The sequence below is a fragment of the Microbacterium sp. LMI1-1-1.1 genome, assembly GCF_040815675.1.
GTDB lineage: Bacteria > Actinomycetota > Actinomycetes > Actinomycetales > Microbacteriaceae > Microbacterium.
In genome coordinates this window covers 100,188-125,087 of sequence record NZ_JBFPNN010000010.1, presented here as the reverse complement: position 1 = coordinate 125,087, position 24,900 = coordinate 100,188, and the positions used below count along the sequence as shown (strand labels likewise).

Below are 24,900 nucleotides of genomic sequence, written 5' to 3'. Positions count from 1 at the left end.
GACTACGCCTACATGGACCCCTCCCGGATCGTCGCAACGACGATCACGGGGCCGCCCGTCATTACCGACGAGACGAGCGCGTACGTCGCCTACGTCGACGTCCCCACCGACGCTGGCATGTACGGGCTCATCCTGAGCCGCGTCGACGGAGACTCCCCCTGGCTGACCAGCCGCTTTATCCTCCCGGATGGAGTGAATTAACGTGGTCGACCCAAAGGGGGGTGGGACCTACGCAATCGCCGCGGTGCCAATCCTGGTCATCGGCTTATTGCTCGGTTTCGTCGTCGTCGGCAGCGACAACTGCGAGCCGGCCTCCGCTGCCGACACCGGGTCGAGCGTCTCGATTGACCCCGACTCGGTCCCGCAGACAGAAATAGCCGGCTACGGCCACGAACAGCTCGTGAACGCTGCGAACGTAATTCAGGCCGGGAAGGACCTGGGCCTGAACGTGCGCGATCAGACCATCGGCGTCATGACGGCGATGGGCGAATCAAGCCTCCGCAACATCGACTATGGCGACTGGGAGACAGGAGGTGTCACCAACCCGGACGGCTCCCCCACGACGTCAATCGGCCTGTTCCAGCAGCAGGACGGATGGGGCACCCGCGAGGAGCGGCTGAACCCCTACATCTCGTCGACAAAATTCTTCCAGGCGATGATCCAGAAGGTTCCCGACCGGGAATCGCTGGAACCCACCATCGTCGCCCACCGCACCCAGGTCAACGCCGACCCGTACCACTACACGCGATTCTGGGACGGCGCAGTGCAGATCGTCGAGGGGCTGACCGGCGCCAGGACCGGGCTCAACCCCGGCGACGGCAGTGCCAGCGGTGGCGCGTGCGACCCCACCATCCCCGGCGGCGTCAACGCGCAAGGCTGGGCCTCCCCCGGCGCCGGACCCATCACCAGCCCCTACGGCTTCCGCGTGCACCCGATCACGGGCGACGTGCGACTGCACGCCGGCACCGACCTGGCTGGCGGCGGATGCGACGGCCCCATCTGGGCCGCGCAAGACGGAACGGTCACCTTCCGCGGCTTCGACAGCGGCGGAAACGGAGTGCTCGCAATCGACCACGGCGGCGGCGTCACCACCCGCTACCTGCACATGTACGACTCCGGGATGCTAGCCAACGTCGGAGACAAGGTGAAAGCCGGCCAGCAAATCGCTCGAGTCGGCAGCAGCGGCGGATCAACCGCGTGTCACCTTCACTTCGAGGTGATGGTAAACGGCGAGAACATCGACCCCGAGCCCTACATGGCCGCGGTCGGCATCCAGCTCGGACAGTGAACGAGGAGACGACGATGACCAGCACCGACGTAGCACCTCAGCGGGCATGGCTCACTGCCGGCGCAGCAGTGTGGCCGAGCCTGTGAAAGCTACACAGCCCGCCTCCGGGCTCACACGCGTACCGACCTGGCCTCGCCTAGTCGCAGAGCTGCACGGGGATAACACGGGCACCCTAACGGTCAACGGCGCCGGCCGTGCGTGCGTGGCCGAGTCCCTCGCCGCGCTTAGAACCGGGCTCATCGCTCGTGCAGTGTCCTACGCCGTGCAGCTCCGTCGGCCCGTGCGCCTCGACGTCACCGAGGACTCGACTGGCTACCAGCTCGCCGTGCGCCCCGAGGGGTACGTTCAACTCATCGACGACGAAGGCTTCATCCCGGCCCCGGATGGCCTCAGCATCGACGAAGGCCGCTGCCGGTACTGCCGGCGGCTACAGCCCGTCACGTCGGCGACGTGCATCCAATGCCGCATCGAGGAGCCGTTGCAGGTCGAGGCGCCCCCGCACGGCGAGCCCGTCGACGCACCGCCGATCCCCGTCGACGCGCCAGAGGATGTGCCAGCCAACCTCAATGGGGCGGTGCACCTTGCCGAGATGTCAACCGCGCTGGCTTCTGTGTCGGTGCCCGTGTCGAAGACCGTTCCCGGTCCGGAGCTGAACGACGACGTGGAGGCAACGCGGATGCGCCGCGCGACCATTCCCGTCCTACACCTCGCGTTCACCACGCAGCGCAGCGTCACCGCCCCCGGCCGCGTCGTCATAGGCCGTGAGCCGATCGCCAAGGCCGACGAGCACGCCGTCACCGTTGTCAGTCCCGGTCGACAGCTCTCGCGCACGCACGCGGCGGTCGAGCTTGACCGGGACGCGCGCATCATCGTCACGGACCTCAACGCCCCCAACGGCGTTGAGCTGCGGACGACACCGCCGCGCTGGCTCACCCCCGGTCAGCCCACCGTCGTCCCCTTTGGAGCGAAACTGATGCTGGGCGACGTCGAGTGCGTTGTCACCCTCGCATGACGGTGACGCGATTCGGCTACCGGCGGCACTGTCGAGGCTGACGTCGCGTTCTCCTGGCGGCGGTAGCCGCTCCGTCGCTGATGCCGATTTGGGTTTCCTCGGCTCGTTCAGCGGCAGACGGGCGCGCCTCTCTCTCGACGCCGCGCATAGTTGACATAGTTGACTCCGTCGTCGCTGGGCGGCGAGTTGACGCGGTTGACGCTAAAGGTGAGCATGAGCGACTTTCGACCCCAGGTTGAGGCTGAGGCGCGGGCGGTCGACGCGCTCCTCGGCGCGATTCGCGAGCGGCTTCTGAGTCTGGTCGGCGACGGCGCGAAGGTCACGGTCCTTGGAGATCCTGGCTCTGTGGCTGCTGACGTCGTGGCGCGCCTTGGTCTCGTGAAGAGTCCGTGGGCGGACATCGTCGGTCCCTGCTTCACCAGTGGCGGACTCCAGCAGGAGCTCGGTGTCGGGCGCGCGGCGATCTCGAAAGCGGTACGCGAGGGGAGGGCTATTCGGCTGGACACCACTGACAGGCGCACGCTCTACCCCGCGTTTCAGGTGCGTAACCGCGCGCTCGTCCCAGGATTGAGTGAGGTACTCCCGATCCTTCGTAGCCATGTGGACGACGCGTGGGCTTGGGCACAGTGGCTGAACACTGCAATGCTCAGCGATGGTGGCCACACGGAGCGCTACATTGACCGTCTCGCCGCGGGCGACGTTGCGGGAGTAGCCGCCGCCGCCCGTCACGCTGTAGCAGCGCACAAAGCGTGAGTCCCCCGACGCGCCCGGGCGATGCCCGTCTTAACACGTGGGCATCTTCTCGCGAGATGCTCGCAGCATGACCTCCCACGTGGCGGCCGCAGTGAACGCGGAGGTGAGAACGGCGACTACTCGCCGCGGTTTTCCTCTCCACATAGGTTTCGACACGCCGCGGGAGTTTCCTCTCAACAAAGGTAACGCGGTCCATGCTTGTCCACATGGGACGACCAAGCAAAGGTGATCGAGTACCGATCACGACGAAGCCGCTGCGGCCTTTCGCTGACGTCATCCGCGAGAACGCGGACAAGCTGCACATGAGCTATGGCGACTATGTGCTGCATCTTGCCGCCCACGCCTACGGGCGCCCGGAATGGGCGCCGGAGCCCGGCGTGACCGGCGACATGTTGGAAGAGCTCCTCCTGGAAGACTTCCCGCAGGTAAACGCTCCCGTAATGGTGCCGCCTCTCGCGGCACTCCCGCGCCCCACCAGCAGGGAGCTGCCGACGCAGATCGCCAGCTAACGAACAGAGGCCCCGTCCGCAGACGGGGCCCCTCATAGGTAATTCGCCAGACCGTAGCGACCAAACCAAAGTCTGGAACCCACCCAAGCTGCCTCAGGAGGTGCCTTTATGATAACCGAAACCCCGCGTGGCGGGGTGGATTCGTGTACCCACATCGGCGTGTCGCGCGAACATCCCCTCAGCATGGCCCGGTCGGGCAACGCTCCCGGCACCTCTTCGTCGACTTCGGAGGATCGAGGCACCCTGCCTCTCCCCCGCCGCGCTACGGCGTGCTCGCTGGCCGGTCTGCCCGCTGAGACCCGCATCCTCGGCTTGGCAGGTCGCCGGCCTGCCCTCTCTGCGCTGAAGGGAGCCCGTCATGTGACCCGCCCATAAACGACATCAGGCCCCGAGCACTTTTGGCGAAGTGCGCAAGGCCTGTCAGTCGTAAGACGTTCGCTCGATCCGACCAAGTGGTTGGCGCCCGGCAGTCGGGTCGAGCTGTATTCAGTTCATCCCCTTGGCGAGGGGCGTTTGCTGTACCTCCGAGGAGGTGATATGGCCATGGTAACCCCAATCCGGGGGCGCGGTCGAGCATGGACGCTCACCGACCCCACCGGCGTGTCGCCGTACTCCCTCGACGAGGTCTGGGACATCACCCGCCGCCTCTCTCCCAGAGATGACGTCCGTGCGGCTGCACGCGCGTCCAGCGGTGAGGTGCTCAATGCTTACGACAAGCTCTGGCCCCTCAACGAGGCTCCACCGTCGACGACGTGGGCGATGTTCCTCGCCGACGACGACCTCCGCTTCCGTTACCTCTGCTTCGACTTCGATGCATCCGCCGGCGACGCCGCGAACGATGCAGACCGCTTCACCTACTGGCTCGAGCAGCTCAACATCCCCCACCTGCTGTGCCTATCCGGCCCCACCGGCGGACGCCACGTCTGGGTCCACCTCGACGTGCCCGCTGACGCCGACGCCGTACGCGACATCGCCTATCTGACGAGGAGTCTGTTCCCTTCCCTCGACCTCGCGCCGTTGACCAACCCCAAAGCTGGCTGCGTCCGCCCGCCCTACGCTCCCCACCGCGCCGGTGGACACTCGACGCCGGTCGCCGACTTGGCCGCGATCACCGACCACGCCGCCGACGAAGACGCCCCCGGCCAGCTGCACGCCCTGCTTGTAGACCTCGGCGCGGAACTGCCCGCCCCGTCTACCGAGGACCTGCACAACATCGTTCGCGACGACGCCGGAAAGCCCCGTGTCCGCGGCCGCCGTCGGCCCCTGTCGATGGCCATGGACTCGGTGCTGCACAGCGAAGCAGGACCTGACGCGTCTCACACGCTGGTGAGGATCCTCGCGGCCGCCGCTCATGCCCGGTGGAGCTACCAGGACATCCGCGTGCAGGTCCACAGCGCACCCGGCCTCGAACACGCCCGGACCCGCCGCGTCGGAGCCACACGCCAGCGGCGAAGCGAACACCAAATCGACAAGGTGCTGACCGCCGCGTGGGAGTACGCCGTCCGCTACGTCGCCTCACACCCGCTCAGCGCCTCAGGAGACGACGAGGACTACCGCCAGCGCACCGCGACAGTCACTGCAGCCGTTCAACGCGCTCTCACGCGCGCTGACGCCCTCCCCGGCATCTGGGCGACGCACAACAGCCGCGTCGAAGGCTCCCACGCGCAGCGGGTCGTACTGGATGCCATCTGCCTTTACATGCTGCAGAGCTCCCAGCACACCGTCGAAGTCGACGTCCGCCGACTCAGCGCCGACACCGGCTACGGGCGGACAAGCGTCTCCCGCGCCCTCCGTGCCCTTACCGGGGAAGACGGAACCGGAGGCTGGCTTGAGGTCGTCGCTAACGCCGAAGGAGTACACGCGAAGCGATACCGGTTGGCCACCCGCTTCTCCACAGACGAGTCAGCACACGAGCGGACACAAGCGCATATGCGCGCCATGGCCAACGCCCTCCCACTCTCGCAAGCCCTCATCAGAGAGATCGGCACACGGCTGGAACTGTTCGCACACGACGTCTTCATAGCCCCCCACAGCATGGGCAAGAACGCGGGACTGATCTACAAGCACACCCCCGCGGAGGGCAGCGCCACTTTTGACGACCTCACTCATCGAACGGGCCTGGACTCAGATGTCCTCCGCCGCCGCCTCGACGAGCTGACCGCAGCTGGCCTCGTCGAACGGACTGGCGGGGGATGGCGGCGCCTTCCCCCCGTTGTACGGGACTTTGTCGCCCGCGCACGCGGTGTGGATGGGTACCTCGACGACCGCGTGGCCAGATACAACGAAGAACGCCTTGTGTGGGCGTGGTGGTTGGCTGAGGTCACTTGGATGGAGCGACGCGCGAAACACCGGCGAGGCAAGAAATCTCACTGGAACGAATCCGACCGACCCGACTATGTTGCGTACCCACGAGGGCCCACCAAACGGCGAGACCACAAAGTGGCACTTCAGTTCGTCCGCGCCGGCTACCTTGAGCAGGGACTCGTTCTGGCCGCTTGAGGTCGAAGACGGAGGTTGTCATCACGAGGCAAGAAATTCTCGACAGTGTGTGCACCCTTCGATGCCAACTTCCCCGAGTCCCGATAAGGACTTCGCGCACAACAGGGGCGGCCGGCGACTGGGCTGGCCGCCCCGCGAAGGGTGTAAGTGCTCCCCTATTCGGCGGGCAGGTAGTGATCCAGCGCGACGCAGATCATGAAGTTCCTGGATGGCGACGACACCTCGGCCGCGACGTCGTCCAACATTGATCGGTTTGACACCGTGATGCGGATCGTGTGGGTTATGCGATCCTGACGACCGCGGACGGGGACCGGCGGGGGGACGAACGTACGTTCGAACAGCTTCACCTGCGGGACGGCGGCCTCTCCCCCACGGCCAAGCGCTTTTGCCACGAGGTCACCCAGCACAGGATACGAATGTTCAACCGCGTCCAGGATGATCTGGTGATAGCTGAGCCGAGTCGCATTCCTGAACGCAACGAACCGCGCGTTCAGCGCCGGCTCTACGTCAACGCCCATCGCTGTCACGGGTGCAGCGGCGGACGGTTCCGGCCGAGCGGCAGGCTTCGCTACCGGTGAAGGCTTACGAGTGCTCGGGTGACGGCGTGAGGGTGTCGTCACAGCGGGGTCAATCGCGCCCGCTTCCTCGTCAACAGCGACGTTGGAGTCGCGGTTGTCTGCGACAGCAGCGACTCCGTCATCCGTCGGGGTGCTTTCGGCAACGGGTTCCACCTCATCGACCAGGCGCAACTCGGGCATGGACTCCCCCGCCAGCTTGCTCGCGTCCAGCGGCGTAACGGCGCCAGCCAGCGCCTTTCGCATGTCGAGCTTGGCCATCAGGCGGTCTTCCTCTCACGTGCCCACAGATTCATCAGCTCTAGCGCCACAGAGGTGTAGTCGCTGATCGCGGCACGACTGTTTCGGGTATCCGAGTAATCAGTGATGACGGTGCCTTGCAGCGGCATCATCTTCATCACCTTGGCTTGCCGAATGTAGTTCTTGAACCGCGGGATACCGACCTGTCCGTCGAAGAAACTGCCGGTATCGAGCAACTCCTCGAAGCTTTCGAGATCGCCTTTGCCGTCTCGAAGATCCACCTTGTTCATCAGAACGCGATACGGGATACCGCGCGGAATGACGAAGTCCTGCAGCGTCCGCTGCACCGGTTCAATTTCCATGAACGACGGTGACAGCGGTGCGATGGCGTAGTCGGTCTGGTCGAGCAGCGCCGACAGCACATCCCGATCCGCGAGGCTCCCGGGCGTATCCACGATAACGACGTCGTAGTCCAGCTGTCGCATCAGCGAGAGCATGCTGATGTCGGTCTCGCTCGTGAAGTCGAACGGCAGGTTCTCCCCCGCGCGCTCAGCCCACTTCGTTGTAGACGCCTGCGGATCGACGTCGATCACAGCGACCGACGATGATCGAGACATGCATGCGGCCAGGTTCATGACAGTGGTGGACTTGCCGATGCCGCCCTTCTGACCGACCACGGCTAGGACGCGCATTGACTTCTCCCAGAGCAAGGCATGCGCAAGGTGTGCGCAAGGTAGTTGCGAGGCGAGTTCGCGGTCATGCGCAACACGCATGCACGCTGACTCAGGACTCGAACGTTCATTATTCAAATCTAACGGTGGAGACAGCGAGGCCAGCGCATTGAACGCCGTGTCGTTGTCCGACACGGCTGCATTCACTATCGAAGTCCGATCCCGAATGTGTACGGACGCGTCCTCTTCTCCATCTGGTTGGCATCTCGCACGCTCGCATGGTGGGTGCAGCGTTGCACCGGCCGCGGTAGAGCCGTGAGCCGTTATGTGCGCAGACCTGGTACACCGGTCATCGTGACCTGGCGCGTTGAGGATGAAAGACTCATCAAGCACTGCGTATTGCAAGAGCAAGCAGGGACTTCGACGTGCTGAGCTGTGGATTGGGGTCGGCTCTGGTTATGATGCGGAACTGGTCTATAGGTTACGCTTAGTTGCTCACACCTTGCACCAACCTTGCGCAAGGCCTGCGTTCAGCCCGCATGGAACCTACTCGCCTTGACAGCGCGGGCCACAACACAGATTGAACGGGGAGTGGCGGCGACCGCCGGGGGCGCGCCGACAAGAAGCCCTTGCGTCGTATTTCGCTTGGGCGGTGGCGGCTGACTCTAGATTTTCCGCGGCGTCCCGTCGCAGGGTAGGCGGCCTGACGGAGCGGGCGCTCGCACGCTTCGCCTCGTGAAACTGCCGGGGCTCTTGCAGTCGACATTGTCCGCCGGAACGAGGAGCTGGCCATGGCGGAAGCCAGCGCCACCGCTTTGCGACCCCGGCGATCACGATCCGAGTGATGGCTGAAGCCACCGCCACGTCCGCCAGCTGCCGAGCTAGACGGCAGACGGAAGCCCTTTGGCATGAGGGTGAAGCGCCAGCCGCGGAGGTACAGCATCAACTCGATGCGGTGCTACCGGAGGTCGAGGACCCGAAAGCGATTCATGACCGCTTCGTCATAGAGGGCGAGCCATCTCGAACCGGCTGCAAGCCACGATGAATACGATCGACCCGCTCGACATCTGCGACCAGCGCCGCATGCGGGCCGCCATCCGATTTGAGGGGGAGCTGAACCAGCGCCGGGAGAGGCTGCCCGAGGTGACCGCGGACGCTAATCCCCGGTCCGCTGGGCCGTCTGTCACGCCTATGCCCCGCTTAGCGCGCCGTACACGCTCGTTCCGGGGACGCGAGGACACTCGCGTCGCGGCGCTGTACGCCGCCTTGGGGAGGCCGCACAGCGGCCCAATCCTCGAGGTTTTCTTCACCTCTCCGCGGTCTCAACCTATTTCGCTCACGCCTCCGTGCCACCAATTCCGGACGCGCCCTACGGGCTTATTTCGCCCGGAATCGGCGTCACTCCGCCGCCTCCGCTTAAACGGTCATTCCCGCCGGAGAGGCAAAGAAAAACGATCAGCCAGAGGGAAAGACACATGAGCGAGAAGCGCGGCACACGTACCGAAGTCATCGTCAGCGTGAACCACGGACCGGGGGAGGAGGGCATGAGCCGCACCGCCCGTCAGGTGGTCATCATCGGCGCCGGTGGGAACGACCCGGTGATCGAGCAGACCCCGGCCGTGCGCCTGGTCACCCGGGAAGTCACCGGCATGACCTTGCAGCACTTCGAGCCCGCGGAGCGCGTGGCCGCGGATCGCATCGGCTACATGGCATCCGGCGCCTACGTCGTCGTGCCGGTCGCGGTCGCGCGAGCGCTCGACCTGTACCCCGCCGCCTACCCGCTGCACGACCGCAGCGAAACCCGCGCCGACTACCTCACCAACGACTGACCCCCACACCCAAGGAGAAACGACATGCTCACCATCACCCACGCCCCCGAAGCCGGAACGATCCTCGAGGGCACCAGCCGCGGAGACGGCACCGCCGACATCTTGAAGGCGGGCGGCTGGCGGTGGGGCCGATCCATCGGCGCCTGGTACGTCCCCCAGTCCCGCGACTGCCTGCCCAAGTGGTGGAACATCAACCGCGCCGCCGCAGCGCTGCGCGAGGCCGGCCACGACGTCACGATCGAGGCCGACGAGACGTTCCGCCCGACCGCCGAAGTAGAGGCCGACAAGACCCGGCGCCAGGCCGCCCGCGTCGACGCGCTCGAGGCGAAAGCCGACCGACGCGCCACGGAGGCCGACACAGCCGACGCGGCCGCGCGCCGAGCGCTGGACCGCCTGCCCGAGGGCGGAGAACCGATCAAGGTCGGGCACCACTCCGAAGGCCGCCACCGTAACGCGATCGCCAAAGCGGATGCCGCGATGGGGCGTAGCGTCGAGGCCGACCGCGAGGCCACCCGCGCCCGCGCCCGCGCCGACGTTGCCGCAGGGACGACCGAGGCCCGTTACGCGCCGGGGATGGTTGCCCACCGCATCGAGCGGATCGCGACCGACATTCCCGCGGGTACACGCGGAGGATCGAGGGCAGCTCGCACAACTTCGGAGGCGGGTACATCGAGACGACCACCCCCTGCCACGGGCGCCTACCGTGAGCGCCTGCTGACTCAGCGCGCGCAGTCCGAAGACGAACACACCTACTGGACTGCCGTGCGCGAAGCCCAGGCCGCAGCCGGACAGGTCACGATCCACAGCCGCGAGACGATTGCCAAGGGCGACATGATCAAGCACCGTTTCGGCTGGCACGTCGTTACCCGCGTGAACCCCAAGAGCGTGACCGTCGCGCTCGACTGGAACGACACGACCCGCCCATACAAGGTCGATTACACGGATGTGCAGGGGCATCACACCGCCGCCGAGGTCGAGGCCGCACGAGCCGCCGCCGCCGAGAAGGCCACCACCACGGAGGCCGCCGCGAGCTGACGGGTGAGGGCCGGCCTTCGGGTCGGCCCGTGAGGGGCGGGCCCCTCACACTCCCCGGTGTCCCGTTCCGGGGGCGCGAGCTGCGCTCCCGCAGCGTCGACGGAGCGACGCCCAGAGGTCGACCGGCTCCGCCGACCGCCGAGGATCGCCCTACGGGCTCGCGCTCTTTGCCGTGAAGCCTGCGGCAGCTCGTCCGCTTCGTTCCCTCGAAACTACCTACGGGCTCCGTTCAAATGGCTGCGCCACCGAGTCCTCCGAGACTTTCGGCACGCGGTCGCTGCGCTCCCTTATTCCGCGCCGAAACTCCCTCCCCCTCGCCTCGCGGGTTGCACTGCGCCCTCCGGTTGCTGTGGCGGAAAACCGCCTTCACGGCAAGAAAACGATGAGGAGGAGAGAGAAATGCACCAGCAGATCACGACCGTCAGCACCTTCGTTCCGGCCACCCGCACCACCCATCGAGGAGGAGACACCATGCCCGACACCACCCACACCAACTGGACGCCGGATCGGCCGACCTTCCTCGATGCGGTGGCCGAGTTCGCCCTCGTGTTCTCCCGCCCGGACACCGCCGCCGATCTGGCAACGCGCCGCAGGTGCCGAGAGATCGACGCGCTGGCCGAGATGCTGCGCGCATGCGGGCAGGTCGAAGCGGCCGACCGGTGGATCGAAGAATACGCCACCGATGATGACGAGGGCGACGCCCACCACACTGAGAGAGGATCGGAGCAATGAGCCTCGTCGTCTACTCGAAGCCGTCGTGCGTGCAGTGCACGGCGACCTACCGCGCGCTCGACGCGAAAGGCATCAAGTACACCGTCGTAGATCTCACCACCAACCCCGCAGCGCTCGAATACGTCATGGACGAGCTGGGGTACTCCGCCGCCCCCGTCGTCGTGGCAAGCGATCAAGACCACTGGTCGGGGTTTCGCCCCGACCTCATCGACAAGCACGCCGCATGAGCGAGCCCGACACCACCAGCGACGACTACCGAGCCGGATACACCGACCGACAGGGAGAGGTGGACCGGTTGGAGAATGACGCCGACCGGTTCTACCGCGCCGCCTACGGCGAGGAACGCCGCATCCCCGGGCACTACGTCACACGCGCCGAGCTCGAGCAGCGGCGATGGCTGACTGAGCCGCCAGTAGAAATTACCCGCCGCGACGCGCTGGCCTCATGGGGCCTAGACGCTCCTGAGGATAACGCTGCGCCAACCCCCGAGGCCGATCCGAGGACCGGCATCCCGTCGACGTCGACGGGGAGAACGAACCGCACGAACGGGCGACGACAGATGAGCACCAGGACCATCACCGGCAACCTCGCCGTCGACCCCGAGGCCGTGCAGGCGGGTCGCGTGCAGATCGTGAAGCTGCGCGTGATCGAGAACACCGGCGAGTACCGCGCGGGGGAGTGGACCCCGCACGAGGCCCCGACAACGCATTTCGTGGAAGCAAAGTTCGAGCTGGGCGAGCACGTGCTCGCGTCGCTGCACAAGGGTGACGCGGTGATCGTCGTCGGATACGAGCGCACCGTGGCATGGGGCGAAGGGGAAGACCGCCGCCACGGCCGCGTCCTCGAAGCTGACGCAATCGGCCCCGACCTCTCCCGCGCGACCGCCGTCGTCACCCGCTCACCGCGCGCACCGCGTCGCGGCGCCGCGGCCGAGTAACCCGTTAGGGGGGGCGAGGGCGACTAGCTCTCGTCGCGTTCGACCTCGAGCACGTAGAGGATCACGTGATCCTCCGGCATCGAGGCCCGTACCTCTGCGATCGCCGCGTCGCCGGATGCTGCGCTGCTGCGAACCACCGTCGCCGTCGCCGCGTCACGTGTTCGATGCGCCAGTTCCCACATCCGGCGATCATCGCACCCACCACCGACACCGCCCACGTGAACCGGCGCGGTCGTGGGGCCGGCGCCGCCGGCCCGTGAGGGGCGACCCCTCACACTCCCCGGCATCCCGTCCCGGGAGGCGAGCTGCGCTCGCCCGGCGGCGACGGAGCGCCGCCGGGCGGAGCCGCTGCGCGGCCTGTTCCCTGGGTTTTCTTCACCTCTCCGCGGTCTCAACCTATTTCGCTCCAACGGCTACGTGCCACCGATTCCGGACGCGCCCTACGGGCTTATTTCGCCCGGAATCGGCGTCACTTCGCCGCCTCCGCTCAAACGGTCATTCCCGCCGGAGAGGCAAAGAAAAACGATCAGTCAGGAGCAGTCATGTCCACCACCCTCGAAGCGATCCTCCGCGATCAGATGGTCACGTTTCTCGTCAGCAAGAACATCGTGTGCCCGCGCACCGGGGGCGCGCTCGACGCTCGGACGTGCGTCGTTCTCACCGACCGCGACGGTGATCCCGCGGCCGTCGTCTCGCCCGAGGGCTGGGAGCAGATCACCGGCGACCCCGACACCCTCGCCCGCCTTGCGAAGCACGGGCTGACCGTCGACCCGACCACCGTCCGCTGACAGGAGTGCGCCATGACCACCATCGACACCGGCCGCGCGACCGCGGCGCAGCTCGCGCTCATCCTCGACACCCGCCGTGCGGAGTCCGGCGATGACGCCGCGGCCACCGACGCCGAGATCCTTGCGCACGTGCGCAACACCCTCACCCTGCCGGGCGAGGGCGCGCCGGGCGGGCATCCCGTCACCGACAACGGCACCGAATACGCCGCGGCGCTTGTCGCGTTCCTGACCCCGACCCCGAGCGCTGACGCCCTGCTCGCCACGATCGAGCAGCTACAACAACAGGTGTGGGCCGCGGCCCCGGTCCTCATGGTCGTCACGGTGACCGATGACGGGGAGACGTACCGCGCGCTGCGCTGCCCGGTCTGCGACCAGCTCGTCACCGACTCCTACGGCGACCTGTACGCCGTGGACGTCTCGACCAGGTGGAACATCGCGGAAACGGACGACGATCACCAGCAGATGAGCGTCAGCCGAGGGGACGACGATTACAGCAGCACCCTGTACTACCTGCACACGACAGGCCAGCCGCACGCCGTCGTCCCGCCCGAGGACTGGACCGAGAGCTGGAGCTGACCCAGCGGGGGAGGGGCCGGCCTCCGGGCCAGCCACGAGGGGCGACCCCCTCGCGCTCCCCAGTGTTCCGCCTGCGGCGGGGCGCGAGCTCCGCCCGCACAGCAGTGACGGAACGCCTTGGTGAGGCGTGCCGTTGTGGGCGGGTTTTATTTGAAGGTCGCCGTCCGAAGCGTCGCAGGTTCGATCATCTTCCCCGTCGTTCGCCCGAGAAGCCGTCTCGTCCCGTGATCAAAGTGACCAGTGCATATAGGTCGAGACAGATTCCTACGAAGATCAGCCCTCCTGGGGGGCGGGTCATCGGCTCAGGAAGCATTCCTTGGCTTCCCAACCACATGCCGAGGATGCCAAGGCCGATGAGGACGAAGCCAACCGACATGACCACGAAAGACCCGAACCGAGGGCTGCGTGCACCTCCCATGAGGTTGCCTCCGTCCCCGTCAGCTCAGGCCTTCCTCTGGAGGAATAGTGTCGACCGGCGTCGTTGACGGCAATCGGTTGACTTCGACTTTCGTCGGCCGCAAGCGATGGCGTTCGGGTACGAGGGTTCGTTGGTTCCGCACCACAACCGTCCGTCGCGCGCTGGCTCGGCTCTATATGCGAGGGCTGGCCGGCGGCACCGGCCACGAGGGGCGACCCCCTCGCGCTCCCCGGTGTTCCGCCTGCGGCGGGGCGCGAGCTCCGCCCGCGCAGCGGTGACGGAGCACCGCCGGCAGGAGCCGCTACGCGGCAGAATTCCCCGTTTTCTTCACCTCTCCGCGGTTTCAACCTACTTCGCTCCAACGGCTACGTGCCGTCTTTCTCGGACGCGGTCGCAAGCTCCCTTATTTCGCCCGAGAAAGACGTCACTCCGCCGCCTCCACTCAGTTGGTTTTCACTCGCCGGAGAGGCAAAGAAAAACGATCTGGAAGACGACAAAAGCCCCGTAGTAATGGAAGTACCACGGGACCCGTCGCCTTCATGATCGCACACCGATCAAGGAGAAACCATCGTGAGCATCACCACCGGAACCGGGACCATCGAGCACATCGACCCGACCACCCTCGTCATCGAGGCGAACGTGCGCACCAGCGCTCCCGTTACGAAGGATTTCATCGCGTCGATCCGCGAGAACGGCGTCATCACCCCGATCCTCGCCCGCCGCGACGAGCACGGAAACGTCATCGTCCGCGCCGGTCAGCGCCGCACCCTCGCCGCCCGCGAGGCCGAAGTGCCGACCGTCCCCGTCTACGTCGTGGAGGGCGACGACACCACCGCGGACCGGATCATTCAGCAGATCATCGAGAACGACCAGCGCGCCGACCTCAGCACCGCGGATCGCACCGCCGCATGGGCGCAGCTGGCGTTCGAGGGCATCAGCGCCGCGCAGATCGCCAAGCGCACCGGCACCAAGACCGACGCGGTGAAGAAGGGCCTCGCCGTCGCGGAGTCCGCGACCGTCACGTCGGCTCTGCACGAGCACGCGCTGACCCTGGACCAGGCCGCGGTGTTGTTGGAGTTCGAGGGCGACGCCGATGCCCGCGCGCACCTGATCGAGGTCGCCACCACCGACCCGACCCAGTTCGAGCACACCGCGCAGAGCCTTCGCGAGGACGCCGCGGAGAAGGCCCGCCTCGCCGCCGTCGAGCAGGAGCTGACCGCGGGCGGGTTCCAGGTGCTCACCCGTGGTGAGGCGTACGGGGAGGAAAGCCCGTGGGTGATCCTTCGCAAGCTCCACACCGCGGACGGCGTACAGGTCACCGCCGAGCACATCGCCACCGTCGCGGAGCGCGGCGCGCTCATCGACGTCAACTGGCGCGGCGAGATTGACGTGACCTACTTCGTTCAGAACCCCACCGATGCGGGCTTCACCTACGCCTGGGGCGCACCCGGCACCCCCGCCGAGCCGCTGACCGCGGAGCAGATCGAGGAAGAGCGCGTCGAGAAGTCCGCCGAGCGCAAGGCGCTCATCGCCAACAACAAGGCGTGGACCGCCGCCGAGACGGTGCGCCGCGAATGGATCGCGACGTTCCTCTCCCGTAAGACGCTCCCGAAGGACGCTGACCGGGTGATCGCGCTGGGCCTGACCGCTCACCGGTTCTCGGTGTCGTCCGCGATGTCGGGCGGCAACGACCTCGCGCACACGTTCCTCGGCGTCGAGCGGCCCTCCGGTTACCGCATGGACGCCCTGGCCGCGCTGGTGGAGGCCAACCCCGGCAAGGCCCGCCTGGTGGCCCTGGCGGTCGTTCTCGCCGGTGCCGAGGCAGGCACCAGCAAGGAATCGTGGCGACGCGGCGACGAGCGCGCCGCCGCCCTGTTCCGCCAGCTCGCCGCGTGGGGATACGCCCTCTCCCCGGTCGAGCAGATCGTCACCGGCGACACCACCCCCGCCGAAGCCGCGGGCCTCGCCTGACCAACCGGACGGGGACCGGCTCACGCCGGTCCCCGTCACCCCCGGCATCACCCCGCCTCATCACCCTTTTTCTCACCCCCCGGCATCACCCTCAGCTGCACAGAAAGGCTCACCATGACCACCACCACGACACCCGCCGTCGACGTCGACGAGTGGGGACACACCGCGGCCCTGCGCGAAGCGGAAGCCGCCGTCGACGCCGCCACAACATCCGGCGACGTCGACCAGATCGCCGCGGCCGCGCACGCGCTCATCGTCGCCGCGGCCGCGCACGGCTGGCACACCGCGACCGCCCTGGTGTTCACGTACGAAACGACCGGCCCCGTCGCTCACCTGTGGGGGCTGTGGCGCGTGGTCGACGTCGACGGGCGCGTGCTGCGCGAATGGGAAGACGAACCCGGCGACATGACCGACGAGTCCGAGGAAGAGCTAGTTGCGCTCGACCTCATCACCAACCGCGCCGCGACGCTGCACGCCACGGACTACGGCACCCCGACGGGCACCGCGGCGACGGTGCTGCACACGCTCACGCTTTGAGCATGGCGGCGGGCCGACCCTGCTCGGGCCGGCTCCCGCACGAGGGGGAGACCCCCTCGACCCCCCTCCAACGCAGGTCGCGGGTTCCCCGCTCGAGCGCGCTCAGCTGCGCGGCCGCGGCTTGTACTTCTTACCCGCCCGGATGTTGACGTTCTCGATGACGCCGACAACGGCCAGACCCGTGGCGACGAGAAGGATGATCGTCCACCCGAGCACGTTCAGCCACGTGCCGGCGAACACCGCCGCCGTCTGCTCCGCCGCGATAGCGACAAGCATGAACGACGCCCCAAACCACACCATGCCGTTGGAGACCAACGCCGCTTGAGCGAGCTTCGACCGCTTCTTAGACATGCGCACACCATCCCACCGGGCGCGCATGGTGTCCACGGGGTGCGGGGCTACCGCGCCCGAGGCTCCGCCCAGCTTGTCCATTTCTTTCGCTGCGATTGCTGCGAGGAGTTGCATCAACCTTCTCGGTGACGCCGGAGCATGTTCGAAGCTGGCACACGTCGTGTGGCCCGCGATGTCGGGTGAGAATGAGCACCGTTCCCAACTCGGTTTGAAAGCGACGGCGACGGTGCCCGGCGATATCATCGTCTTATGGCGATGATTGAAGAGGGCGGTCTGCTCGACTCCCGCGCGACCGCCGTGTATGCGCACCTATTCGACGCACTGGGGGACCCCACGCGATTGGCGGTCCTCCAGCATCTGGCTTCTGGCGAGCACCGTGTCCGCGATCTCGTCCAGCACCTCGGACTGGCTCAATCGACTGTGAGCAAGCACCTCAGCTTTCTGCGGGACTGCCGCTTAGTTACTGTTCGCTCGGAGGGGCGCGCGTCCTGGTTTGATCTCGCGCAACCTGTCGCGACTGCGGCCCTCATCAACGCCGCCGAACTCTTGCTGAAGGACACCGGAACGCGTGTCACGCTATGTGCCCACCTCCATCAGCCTGGTGAACACTTCGCCGTCGGAACGGACGCGGCCTGATGGGCGCCGGTCACACGCACGCACCGTCTGCCGGCGCAGCCGGAGAACCCACCGACCACCGCGTGCGTCTTTGGATTGCCTTTGGAATCACCGCGGCAATCACCGCGACTCAAGCGATTGGATCCTTTCTCACTGGCAGTCTCGCCCTCCTCACGGACACGGCCCACGCGCTCACTGACGCATCCGGACTTCTTGTTGCACTCATTGCCGCGACGCTGATGCTGCGCCCAGCTAGCGCGCGACGCACCTGGGGGTTCCGTCGTATCGAAGTCATCGCTGCCTTCGGGCAAGCGGCTTTGTTGATGGCGGTAGGGGGCTACACCGCCATCGAAGGGATACGACGGCTCTTCGAGCCCCCTGAGGTGCCAGCTGCCGAGCTGCTGGTTTTCGGAGTCATTGGGCTAGTCGCGAACATCATCGCCATCTTCGTGCTGTCGTCCAGTCGTGGAGCCAACTTCAACATGCGGGCGGCGTTCTTGGAAGTGCTGAACGACGCGCTGGGATCGCTTGGGGTCATTATTGCGGCTGTTCTCATCTGGACCACAGGTTTCCTTCAAGCTGACGCCATCGCCGGTCTCTTCATCGCTGCACTCATCGTGCCGCGTGCATTCAAGTTGCTGCGCGAGACGTCGCGGGTGCTCATGGAGTTCACCCCCGACGGTTTGAACCTGGACCATGTGCGATCACACATCCTCGAACTCGACCACGTCATAGACGTCCACGACCTACACGCCTCGACGGTCGCCACCGGCCTACCGACGATCAGCGCGCATGTCGTCGTCGAGGACGAATGTTTCACGGACGGACACGCAGCCGCTGTCCTCAGGGACGTCAGAGCCTGCGTGGCCCAGCACTTCGAGGTATCCGTAAGGCACTCCACCTTCCAGATTGAGACAGCCGACCTGCAAGATTCGGAACCCGGGGATGTCCGCCACGCTTAACCGCACACGGCGTCGATCCTCTGGGACAGGCGTGGTCGCCGCCCGAATCGCATGTCAGCATCAACGTCAGCTGTTTCCAGCATCTCGTGCGGAACCGCTACGTACACTGGCTACCGATGTCTATTGACGCTCGCTCACGGCGCTCCGTGCTGATGAAAGAGCACGGTGCGATAACGCGACTCATTACCATCATCGCCCTCGGGGCACTCATGCTGCTCGGGTTCGTGGCGCTCAGTCACGGCGACAACGGCCCGGTAAGCGGTACGGTCGTGACGGCATCTGACGCTGCGCCGCAAGAACCCGGCGCACCCGTCTCTACTTCAATCATTGAATCGGGCGTGTACGACGTGTCGCCGGGAATGGCGCTGTGCGTTCTCGGGGTCGTCTGCGGATTCGTTCTGTACCTCGTCATCCATCTCCTGGTACGTCGCCAACGGGCCGGGCTCACACTCTGGCGCGCCCTTCCGCCGTCTTTCATCCACGCTGTAACCGTCAGACGTGGGGGCCACGCCCTCACAATCGCGCAACTGGGCATCTCCAGAACCTGACATCGGCACGTCGCCCCCGCGGCGACACTCATCCCGGGCAACCCGGGCTTCCTTGTGCCGTTAAGTGCTGGAGTACCCATGAAAATCAATTGGAAGGCGACGGTCATTACCGCCGCTGCTGCCGTCGCCGTCGTCGCGGGGGCTGTCATCTACATCCTCGTCGATCAGAACAACACTCGCGTCGCCGCCGAGGAAAGGGGAGGAGGGACGGTAGCAGTCGTTCGAGACGACTCCCACGTCCTCGACGACGCCGGCGACGACGCCATCACCATCGTGGAGTTCTTGGACTTCGAGTGCGAAGCTTGCGGCGCTTATTACCCCGTCGTGGAAGAGCTCCGTGTGAAGTACGCGGGACAGATCAACTACGTCGTCCGCTACTTCCCTCTTCCCGGCCACCTCAACTCCGAAAATTCCGCGGTCGCCGCGGAGGCCGCGGCACAGCAGGGACGCTTCGAAGAGATGTATAAGCGTCTCTTCGACACGCAAGCACAATGGGGAGAATCTCAGCAAAGCCAAGCGGAGCTGTTTCGCTCGTACGCGACCGAGTTGGGCTTGGACATGGCGAGCTACGACGCAGCTGTCGCCGACCCTGCCACTCTCGAGCGTGTTCGATCCGACCTCGACGACGGACGCGTCCTTGGCGTGGACCGAACCCCCACCTTCTTTGTCGACGGTGAACCCCTTGTCATTGAACGATGGAACGACCTCGAAGAAGCCATCACTACCCGCCTGGACGGCACCCCCTAGTGGCGGGCCTGTCACACCGACGAGTCATCATCGTGGGCGCAGGGCAGGCTGGACTGGCAACTGCAGCGGCACTGATCGCTCGCGGCATGGAACCGCAACGCGACTTCGTTGTCATTGACCGTTCCCCGCGGGCACAACGCGCGTGGAGTGAGCGCTGGCCTTCCATGCGGTTGCTCAGCAACGCTGAGCACTCCAGCTTTCCCCGCAGACCGCTGGAGGGTGACCCGTACCGGCACCCCACCCCGGGAGACATCGAAAACTACCTGCACAGATTCGAAGCAGAGCTCGGCGTAGACCCCGTCTGGGGTGTGCGTGCCCTCACCGTCACCCGCTACGGAACCGGCCCGACGCTGTGCTTGAGAACCACCGTCGGCGAAGTTCAGACCCGCAATATCGTGTGCGCCACTGGCGCCGCAGCACGTCCCCGATTTCCGGAATGGGCTGCAGATGTCGAAGTCGAGGGGGTGCAGATGCACACCAACGCCTACAGAACACGCGAGCAAATCCCGCACGGCCGGGTCCTTATTGTCGGCGGCGGAAACGCCGGGGTCGAGGTCGCCTTCGACCTAGCAAACTCGCACGACGTCACTCTGGCGGTTCGCTCCGGTGGCACTGAAGTACAAGCGAGACGATTCCCCACCCACCCGCGGTTTTCACCGTGGCGACGCAGAAATGTCGCGCAAGAACCTCCCTACGACGCCCTCCGAAACAGAGGGGTCCGCATTCGAGACGCGACGACAGGGGCACAGGGAACCGAGTTCACCTTTTCGGACGGGTCTCGGCAGACCTACCAGTCAGTCGTCTTCGCCACGGGGTACGTAGCGGGCGATGAGTGGTTGCCCACGCTGCCGCAGCTTCAGCGACGCATCCCCACCGTGACGGCGCTGCCCGGTCTATTCGTTGCCGGAATCCCCACACACAGCCACGCCAAAGCCAACACCCTCCCCGGGGTATGGACGGACGCGACTCGTATTGCCCGGTTCATCCACGCCCGACCTTGAAAAAGATTGATGAGACTTTTACATATTTCCAGACATCGCCATCGCGCGTTGCAGATCAGGTCGACGCTGTGCACCACCGTCGCTCTTGGCACCGCCCTCATCGTTGCAGGACCCGCGGCACCGGCCTTCGCCGTCGTGGCCCCCGCGTGGGGCTTGGCCGCGGATATCAGCCCAACCATTGCATCTCGGAGCATCGAACGCTTAGAGACCTCCGACGCTCCGTCACCCGGTCATCAGACCCACCCTCACTCCACGGCGACCCCACGCACGGACGGTCGAGGAGTGCCCACCGGCGGTGGCGAGGCCGCTCCCGTGCTGGGAGTCTCCGCAGTGGCGCTCATTCTCGGGGGGGCGTTGGTCACGCTCTTGATGACAGCGCGGCGAACCCGCCACCTCAGAAAGGGCGAAGAAAGTGACCGCTGAGAAGACGCGGCCGTTCGCCGTCGCCTGCATGGTGGCAGCGGCCGCGGTGTTGACAGATCAATTCAGTAAGGCCCTTGCCTTGACTGCGCTTGCAGACGGGAGACGGGTGCCCATTTTCGGAGACGCATTCGGTCTGCAACTCGCTTTCAACCCCGGCGCGGTGCTGGGAACGGGTTCGGGCATGACCTGGGTCCTCACGCTAGTAGGCGTGGCAGCCGTCGCCGGTCTTTTCGTTATGGCGGCCCGCGCGCGAACGGTGGGATGGGCGGCTGGTTTGGGGCTGTTCCTCGGCGGAGCTGTCGGCAACCTCATCGACCGCTTCATGTCGCCGCCCGGATTCGCAATCGGCCACGTCACCGACTTCCTTGCATACGGGGATCTGTTCATCGGCAACTTGGCAGACATCTTCCTTGCCGCTGGAGCGATAGCGGTCGCGGCGATGCTGATGCTTCGCCAACGCGCCACCAGTGGCACCAAGGTTGCGCCTGCCACACCACCCACGTTCGACGTTCCCCCGGAGGCTAAGCAATGAAAAAGACAAAGACGCCATCTCGGTACCAGCGGAACGCCCTTGCCCCCGGGCTGATCGCTGCGGCCGTCTTGTTCGTGGCGCCGGCGCTGTTGGACAGCGGCTGGTTCACGGTCGTGCGCTTCATCGTGGCAATTTTGGCGCTCATCGTCGCCTCATTTGCCTACCAGGAGCGTCAGCTGTGGTGGGTGCCGGTGTTTGCCGTGATCGCAGCGGTATGGAACCCGGTGCTTCCGATCCCCGCTGAAGGTGCCCTTTGGACCGCGGCGCAACCCGTAGCCGCAGTCATCTTCCTTGTTGCGGGAGCCATCATCAAGAGGGAGCGGGCATGAACCACAGACTCATCGCTCTGAGCGCGGCACTCATCATTGTGGGCATGGTGACCGGTTGCACCGCAACGACTCCATCATCAGACGCCGGCGCGGGCGCTTCGTTCTCCGAAGGAGATTTCCAGGTAGCCGAGATCGCCGCGTCGGACAGAGGCGGACCCGTTCAGTTCGAAGGCGTCATCGAAACCGGTGAAACCGTCACCAGCGACGACTACCGAGGTGAGGTGCTCGTCGTGAACTTCTGGTACGCCGCCTGCGGACCGTGCATCGTCGAGGCTCCCATGCTCGAAGAAGTCTTCCTACGCTTCCAGGGCGAGGGGGTCAACTTCCTCGGAGTGAACACCTACGACCAAGCTGAGACAGCACTCTCTTTCGCGCGCGAGAACAACGTTACCTATCCCAGCGTCATCGACGTCAACGACGGTCAGGTGAAACTCGCCTTCGCGCAACTCACCCCGATCCAAGCCACACCCACAACGCTCGTGATGGACCGCCAAGGTCGCCTCGCCGCCCGCATCATCGGCCAACTTCCCAGCGCGTCCATCCTGTCCACCATCGTCGCGGACACGCTTGCGGAGGGACCATGAGCGCCGGGGCGGTCGTCGTCGACGGCGCGCTCTGGCTTGCCATCCCGCTCGCCCTGCTCGCCGGTCTCATCTCCTTCTTATCGCCCTGTGTCCTGCCGCTGGTGCCCGGCTACCTCGGGTATCTCGGCGGTGTGGCTGCCCCTCCCACCTCCACGACCGGAGAAAATGGTGCGACAGCGGTTACCGCACGCCCCCGGCTAGTAGCAGGCGTCCTCCTCTTCATCGCCGGATTCACCGTGGTCTTCGTCGCCGTCACCGTCCTGGGAGGATTCTTCGGAATCGCGCTGCTGCGCTACGCCGATCTCCTCACTCGCGTCTTCGGCATCGTGAACATCGTCCTGGGGTTGATCTTCATGGGCGCAATCCAGCTCGGACAGCGCGGCATCCGCCCAACCTTCCGCGGTCGAGCCGGGCTCGTTGGCGCCCCGCTTCTCGGATTCTCACTCGGTGTGGGCTGGACACCGTGCATCGGCCCCACACTCGCAGCAATCTTGTCCGTGTCGTGGAACCTCGGTGACCCCGCCCGAGCCGGGCTCCTCGGTCTGTCTTACTCACTCGGCCTCGGAATGCCATTCCTCGTACTGGCACTCGGATGGGGATGGGCCGCGCGGTCCGTCACAGTCCTTCGTACTCACATCCGCACACTCAACCTCATCGGAGGCGCCGTGCTCATCCTGCTCGGGCTGCTCATGGTGACGGGCGTATGGACCTTGCTCATGTCACTTCTGCAACAGGCGGTAATCAATGTCCCCCTCCCGCTCTGATACTCGCCACGTCGATTCAGACCCGCAGCGGCCGGCGGATCATCCAGACGGAACCCCGGACGATCAAGACAGCCCGCAGTGGAAGCTCGACGGCAAAGGATGGCTCCGCTGGACATGGCGCCAGCTCACCAGCATGCGCACCGCGCTCATCCTCCTGCTGTCTCTCGCCCTGGCCGCAGTACCCGGCTCACTATTTCCCCAACGAGGCGCCGACCCCAACGGTGTCATCCAATGGGAGCGCACCAACCCCGAATGGTTCCCGTTCCTCGACGCCGTCGGACTATTCGACGTCTACTACTCACCCTGGTTCTCGTCCATCTATCTGCTGCTATTTGTCTCCCTCATCGGCTGCGTCGTTCCGCGGGCAAAACATCATTACCGCGCCCTCAAAGGACACCCGCCGCGCACACCAATCCGGTTCGCTCGACTTCCCGAACACCTCGAGCGAGCCATCCCCACCGACCTCATCACCCCTGCAATAGCGCTGGATCTTGCCGAAACAGAACTCACCCGGCGTCGCTATCGCGTGCAGCGCTACGACGGGAAGGGGTGGACCTCCGTTTCGGCCGAACGCGGATATCTCCGCGAGACCGGAAACCTGCTCTTTCACATCGCCCTGGTCGGCGTGCTCGTCTCCGTCGTCGTGGGCAAGGCGTTCGCCTACACCGGCCAACGCGTCGTAGTGGAGGGAACAACCTTCGTGAACACCCTCAGCGACTTCTCCTCCTTCGACCCCGGACGGTTCGCGGACGGGTCCAATCTGTCGCCGTATTCCCTCACACTGGACCGTTTCGACGTCACCTACCAGCCGGCCGGGTCCCCTGGCGGTGGTCAAGCGGGCGACTTCGCCGCCAACGTCACCATCAGATCCCCCGGAGCGGACGACAGAACCGAGCGGGTGGTCGTCAACTACCCCATCACTGTAGGGACGGACCGCATTCATCTCCTCGGGAACGGTTACGCGCCTACCCTCACCATCCGTGATGCAGAAGGTCAGATCGTTTACAGCGACTCACTGCCCTTCCTCCCGCAGGACTCCAACATGACCTCACTAGGCGTTGTAAAAGTCCCGGACGGGTTACCACAGCAGCTCGGGCTGATTGGTTTCTTCTACCCCACACATGACACCTTGCCCTCGGGTGCCGCCACCTCGATCTACCCCGACGTGATCAACCCCGTCATCACCCTCAACGCCTTCGCAGGGGACCTGGGCATTGACGATGGAACCCCCCGTTCCGTCTACGCCCTGGAAGTCGACAAACTCACCCAGCTCACCGGCGGCGACACCGGACAGAATTCGATCGAACTTAGGCCCGGTACTACCGGTGCGCTGCCCAACGGGTGGGGCACCATCACCTGGGAGCAAGCAGACGGCGCCCCGGTGAAAAGGTTCGCGTCCCTGCAGATACAACGCGACCCCAGCAGTGGCTGGGTCCTCGCGTTCTCTGTGCTGGCCTGCGTTGGACTGTTCACCGGACTTCTCATACCCCGCCGCCGAATCTGGGTGAAAGTGCAGTCGTCGACCACAACTGACTCGACGATCCAGGTGGAGTACGCCGGCCTCGCCCGAGGCGATGACCCTGGACTCGCCCGCGCCGTCGAGCACCTAGCGGAGGTCCACATCCAAGCGTGTGAGCGGGCGAATACGGCCGCGCAGCCACGATAGGTCCAAAG

The 24,900-nt window shown here is 65.7% G+C and carries 28 protein-coding genes and 1 pseudogene; 25 read left to right on the top strand and 4 right to left on the bottom strand.

What is annotated here, in order from left to right:
• The 6 genes and pseudogenes from MRBLMI1_RS15655 to MRBLMI1_RS15630 all read left to right on the top strand — a co-directional run.
• A pseudogene (locus tag MRBLMI1_RS15655) lies at window positions 1-201 on the top strand (hypothetical protein); the annotation flags it as partial.
• A gap of 43 nt (window positions 202-244) precedes the next feature.
• Window positions 245-1,288, top strand: coding sequence for a M23 family metallopeptidase (locus MRBLMI1_RS15650; RefSeq protein ID WP_367734401.1), 1,044 nt, complete (start codon window positions 245-247; stop codon window positions 1,286-1,288).
• Window positions 1,289-1,490: 202 nt separating this feature from the next.
• The gene (locus tag MRBLMI1_RS15645) at window positions 1,491-2,300 is read left to right on the top strand and encodes an FHA domain-containing protein (RefSeq protein WP_367734400.1); all 810 of its coding nucleotides are present in this window, start codon (window positions 1,491-1,493) and stop codon (window positions 2,298-2,300) included.
• A 213-nt stretch (window positions 2,301-2,513) separates the two neighbouring features.
• Window positions 2,514-3,053 carry a hypothetical protein gene (locus MRBLMI1_RS15640; RefSeq protein ID WP_367734399.1) on the top strand — a complete coding sequence of 180 codons (540 nt, stop codon included), beginning with the start codon at window positions 2,514-2,516 and terminating at the stop codon, window positions 3,051-3,053.
• 206 nt (window positions 3,054-3,259) lie between these two features.
• Window positions 3,260-3,562: a hypothetical protein gene (locus MRBLMI1_RS15635; RefSeq protein ID WP_367734397.1), complete on the top strand. Its 303-nt coding sequence runs from the start codon at window positions 3,260-3,262 to the stop codon at window positions 3,560-3,562.
• Window positions 3,563-4,099: 537 nt separating this feature from the next.
• On the top strand, window positions 4,100-6,061 hold the full coding sequence (locus tag MRBLMI1_RS15630; protein ID WP_367734396.1) for a hypothetical protein: 1,962 nt from the start codon (window positions 4,100-4,102) through the stop codon (window positions 6,059-6,061).
• A 155-nt stretch (window positions 6,062-6,216) separates the two neighbouring features.
• Here MRBLMI1_RS15630 and MRBLMI1_RS15625 read toward each other — a convergent pair whose 3' ends face one another.
• A complete protein-coding gene (locus MRBLMI1_RS15625; protein WP_367734395.1) occupies window positions 6,217-6,897 on the bottom strand; it encodes a hypothetical protein in 681 nt (226 codons plus the stop codon).
• Window positions 6,897-7,742 (bottom strand): ParA family protein, encoded by an 846-nt coding sequence (locus MRBLMI1_RS15620; protein ID WP_367734393.1) that lies wholly within the window; start codon window positions 7,740-7,742, stop codon window positions 6,897-6,899. Before MRBLMI1_RS15620 ends, MRBLMI1_RS15625 begins: the two co-directional genes overlap by 1 nt.
• Window positions 7,743-9,022: 1,280 nt before the next feature.
• Here MRBLMI1_RS15620 and MRBLMI1_RS15615 point away from each other — a divergent pair.
• The 5 genes from MRBLMI1_RS15615 to MRBLMI1_RS15595 all read left to right on the top strand — a co-directional run bounded on the left by MRBLMI1_RS15615 (window position 9,023) and on the right by MRBLMI1_RS15595 (window position 12,080).
• Window positions 9,023-9,376, top strand: a complete 354-nt coding sequence (locus tag MRBLMI1_RS15615; RefSeq protein WP_367734392.1) for a hypothetical protein — start codon at window positions 9,023-9,025, stop codon at window positions 9,374-9,376.
• A 24-nt stretch (window positions 9,377-9,400) separates the two neighbouring features.
• Entirely contained in the window at window positions 9,401-10,411 is a 1,011-nt protein-coding gene (locus MRBLMI1_RS15610) for a DUF3560 domain-containing protein (protein WP_367734390.1), read from the top strand.
• Window positions 10,412-10,810: 399 nt separating this feature from the next.
• Window positions 10,811-11,143 (top strand): hypothetical protein, encoded by a 333-nt coding sequence (locus MRBLMI1_RS15605; protein WP_367734388.1) that lies wholly within the window; start codon window positions 10,811-10,813, stop codon window positions 11,141-11,143.
• Complete coding sequence (gene nrdH, locus MRBLMI1_RS15600; RefSeq protein WP_367734387.1) at window positions 11,140-11,370, top strand: glutaredoxin-like protein NrdH; 231 nt, start codon at window positions 11,140-11,142, stop codon at window positions 11,368-11,370. The genes MRBLMI1_RS15605 and nrdH overlap by 4 nt, the downstream gene beginning before the upstream one ends.
• Complete coding sequence (locus MRBLMI1_RS15595; protein ID WP_367734386.1) at window positions 11,367-12,080, top strand: single-stranded DNA-binding protein; 714 nt, start codon at window positions 11,367-11,369, stop codon at window positions 12,078-12,080. Before nrdH ends, MRBLMI1_RS15595 begins: the two co-directional genes overlap by 4 nt.
• 23 nt (window positions 12,081-12,103) lie before the next feature.
• Here MRBLMI1_RS15595 and MRBLMI1_RS15590 read toward each other — a convergent pair whose 3' ends face one another.
• Window positions 12,104-12,262 (bottom strand): hypothetical protein, encoded by a 159-nt coding sequence (locus MRBLMI1_RS15590; protein WP_367734384.1) that lies wholly within the window; start codon window positions 12,260-12,262, stop codon window positions 12,104-12,106.
• Window positions 12,263-12,622: 360 nt separating this feature from the next.
• On the opposite strand from MRBLMI1_RS15590, the gene MRBLMI1_RS15585 reads away from it, so the two are divergent.
• The 4 genes from MRBLMI1_RS15585 to MRBLMI1_RS15570 all read left to right on the top strand — a co-directional run bounded on the left by MRBLMI1_RS15585 (window position 12,623) and on the right by MRBLMI1_RS15570 (window position 16,370).
• Window positions 12,623-12,868, top strand: a complete 246-nt coding sequence (locus MRBLMI1_RS15585) for a hypothetical protein (protein WP_160897556.1) — start codon at window positions 12,623-12,625, stop codon at window positions 12,866-12,868.
• Between the two features lie 12 nt (window positions 12,869-12,880).
• Entirely contained in the window at window positions 12,881-13,444 is a 564-nt protein-coding gene (locus MRBLMI1_RS15580; RefSeq protein WP_160897557.1) for a hypothetical protein, read from the top strand.
• A 988-nt stretch (window positions 13,445-14,432) separates the two neighbouring features.
• Window positions 14,433-15,833: a ParB/RepB/Spo0J family partition protein gene (locus tag MRBLMI1_RS15575; RefSeq protein WP_367734383.1), complete on the top strand. Its 1,401-nt coding sequence runs from the start codon at window positions 14,433-14,435 to the stop codon at window positions 15,831-15,833.
• Between the two features lie 114 nt (window positions 15,834-15,947).
• The gene (locus tag MRBLMI1_RS15570) at window positions 15,948-16,370 is read left to right on the top strand and encodes a hypothetical protein (RefSeq protein WP_154921736.1); all 423 of its coding nucleotides are present in this window, start codon (window positions 15,948-15,950) and stop codon (window positions 16,368-16,370) included.
• A 102-nt stretch (window positions 16,371-16,472) separates the two neighbouring features.
• Here MRBLMI1_RS15570 and MRBLMI1_RS15565 read toward each other — a convergent pair whose 3' ends face one another.
• Complete coding sequence (locus MRBLMI1_RS15565; protein ID WP_139168174.1) at window positions 16,473-16,721, bottom strand: hypothetical protein; 249 nt, start codon at window positions 16,719-16,721, stop codon at window positions 16,473-16,475.
• A 249-nt stretch (window positions 16,722-16,970) separates the two neighbouring features.
• Between MRBLMI1_RS15565 and MRBLMI1_RS15560 the strand changes: the two genes are divergently transcribed.
• The 10 genes from MRBLMI1_RS15560 to resB all read left to right on the top strand — a co-directional run bounded on the left by MRBLMI1_RS15560 (window position 16,971) and on the right by resB (window position 24,892).
• On the top strand, window positions 16,971-17,357 hold the full coding sequence (locus MRBLMI1_RS15560; protein ID WP_058233665.1) for an ArsR/SmtB family transcription factor: 387 nt from the start codon (window positions 16,971-16,973) through the stop codon (window positions 17,355-17,357).
• A complete protein-coding gene (locus MRBLMI1_RS15555; protein WP_058233664.1) occupies window positions 17,357-18,298 on the top strand; it encodes a cation diffusion facilitator family transporter in 942 nt (313 codons plus the stop codon). Before MRBLMI1_RS15560 ends, MRBLMI1_RS15555 begins: the two co-directional genes overlap by 1 nt.
• A 116-nt stretch (window positions 18,299-18,414) precedes the next feature.
• On the top strand, window positions 18,415-18,846 hold the full coding sequence (locus tag MRBLMI1_RS15550; RefSeq protein WP_139168173.1) for a hypothetical protein: 432 nt from the start codon (window positions 18,415-18,417) through the stop codon (window positions 18,844-18,846).
• Window positions 18,847-18,924: 78 nt separating this feature from the next.
• The gene (locus tag MRBLMI1_RS15545) at window positions 18,925-19,593 is read left to right on the top strand and encodes a DsbA family protein (protein ID WP_154921735.1); all 669 of its coding nucleotides are present in this window, start codon (window positions 18,925-18,927) and stop codon (window positions 19,591-19,593) included.
• Entirely contained in the window at window positions 19,542-20,594 is a 1,053-nt protein-coding gene (locus MRBLMI1_RS15540) for an NAD(P)-binding domain-containing protein (RefSeq protein WP_154921734.1), read from the top strand. The genes MRBLMI1_RS15545 and MRBLMI1_RS15540 overlap by 52 nt, the downstream gene beginning before the upstream one ends.
• 412 nt (window positions 20,595-21,006) lie before the next feature.
• Window positions 21,007-21,549: a signal peptidase II gene (locus MRBLMI1_RS15535; RefSeq protein ID WP_292892874.1), complete on the top strand. Its 543-nt coding sequence runs from the start codon at window positions 21,007-21,009 to the stop codon at window positions 21,547-21,549.
• On the top strand, window positions 21,546-21,878 hold the full coding sequence (locus MRBLMI1_RS15530) for a DUF6804 family protein (RefSeq protein WP_154921732.1): 333 nt from the start codon (window positions 21,546-21,548) through the stop codon (window positions 21,876-21,878). Before MRBLMI1_RS15535 ends, MRBLMI1_RS15530 begins: the two co-directional genes overlap by 4 nt.
• Complete coding sequence (locus MRBLMI1_RS15525) at window positions 21,875-22,462, top strand: TlpA family protein disulfide reductase (protein ID WP_292892869.1); 588 nt, start codon at window positions 21,875-21,877, stop codon at window positions 22,460-22,462. Before MRBLMI1_RS15530 ends, MRBLMI1_RS15525 begins: the two co-directional genes overlap by 4 nt.
• Complete coding sequence (locus MRBLMI1_RS15520; protein ID WP_154921730.1) at window positions 22,459-23,226, top strand: cytochrome c biogenesis CcdA family protein; 768 nt, start codon at window positions 22,459-22,461, stop codon at window positions 23,224-23,226. Before MRBLMI1_RS15525 ends, MRBLMI1_RS15520 begins: the two co-directional genes overlap by 4 nt.
• On the top strand, window positions 23,207-24,892 hold the full coding sequence (gene resB / locus MRBLMI1_RS15515) for a cytochrome c biogenesis protein ResB (RefSeq protein WP_154921729.1): 1,686 nt from the start codon (window positions 23,207-23,209) through the stop codon (window positions 24,890-24,892). The genes MRBLMI1_RS15520 and resB overlap by 20 nt, the downstream gene beginning before the upstream one ends.
• Window positions 24,893-24,900 lie beyond the last annotated feature (8 nt).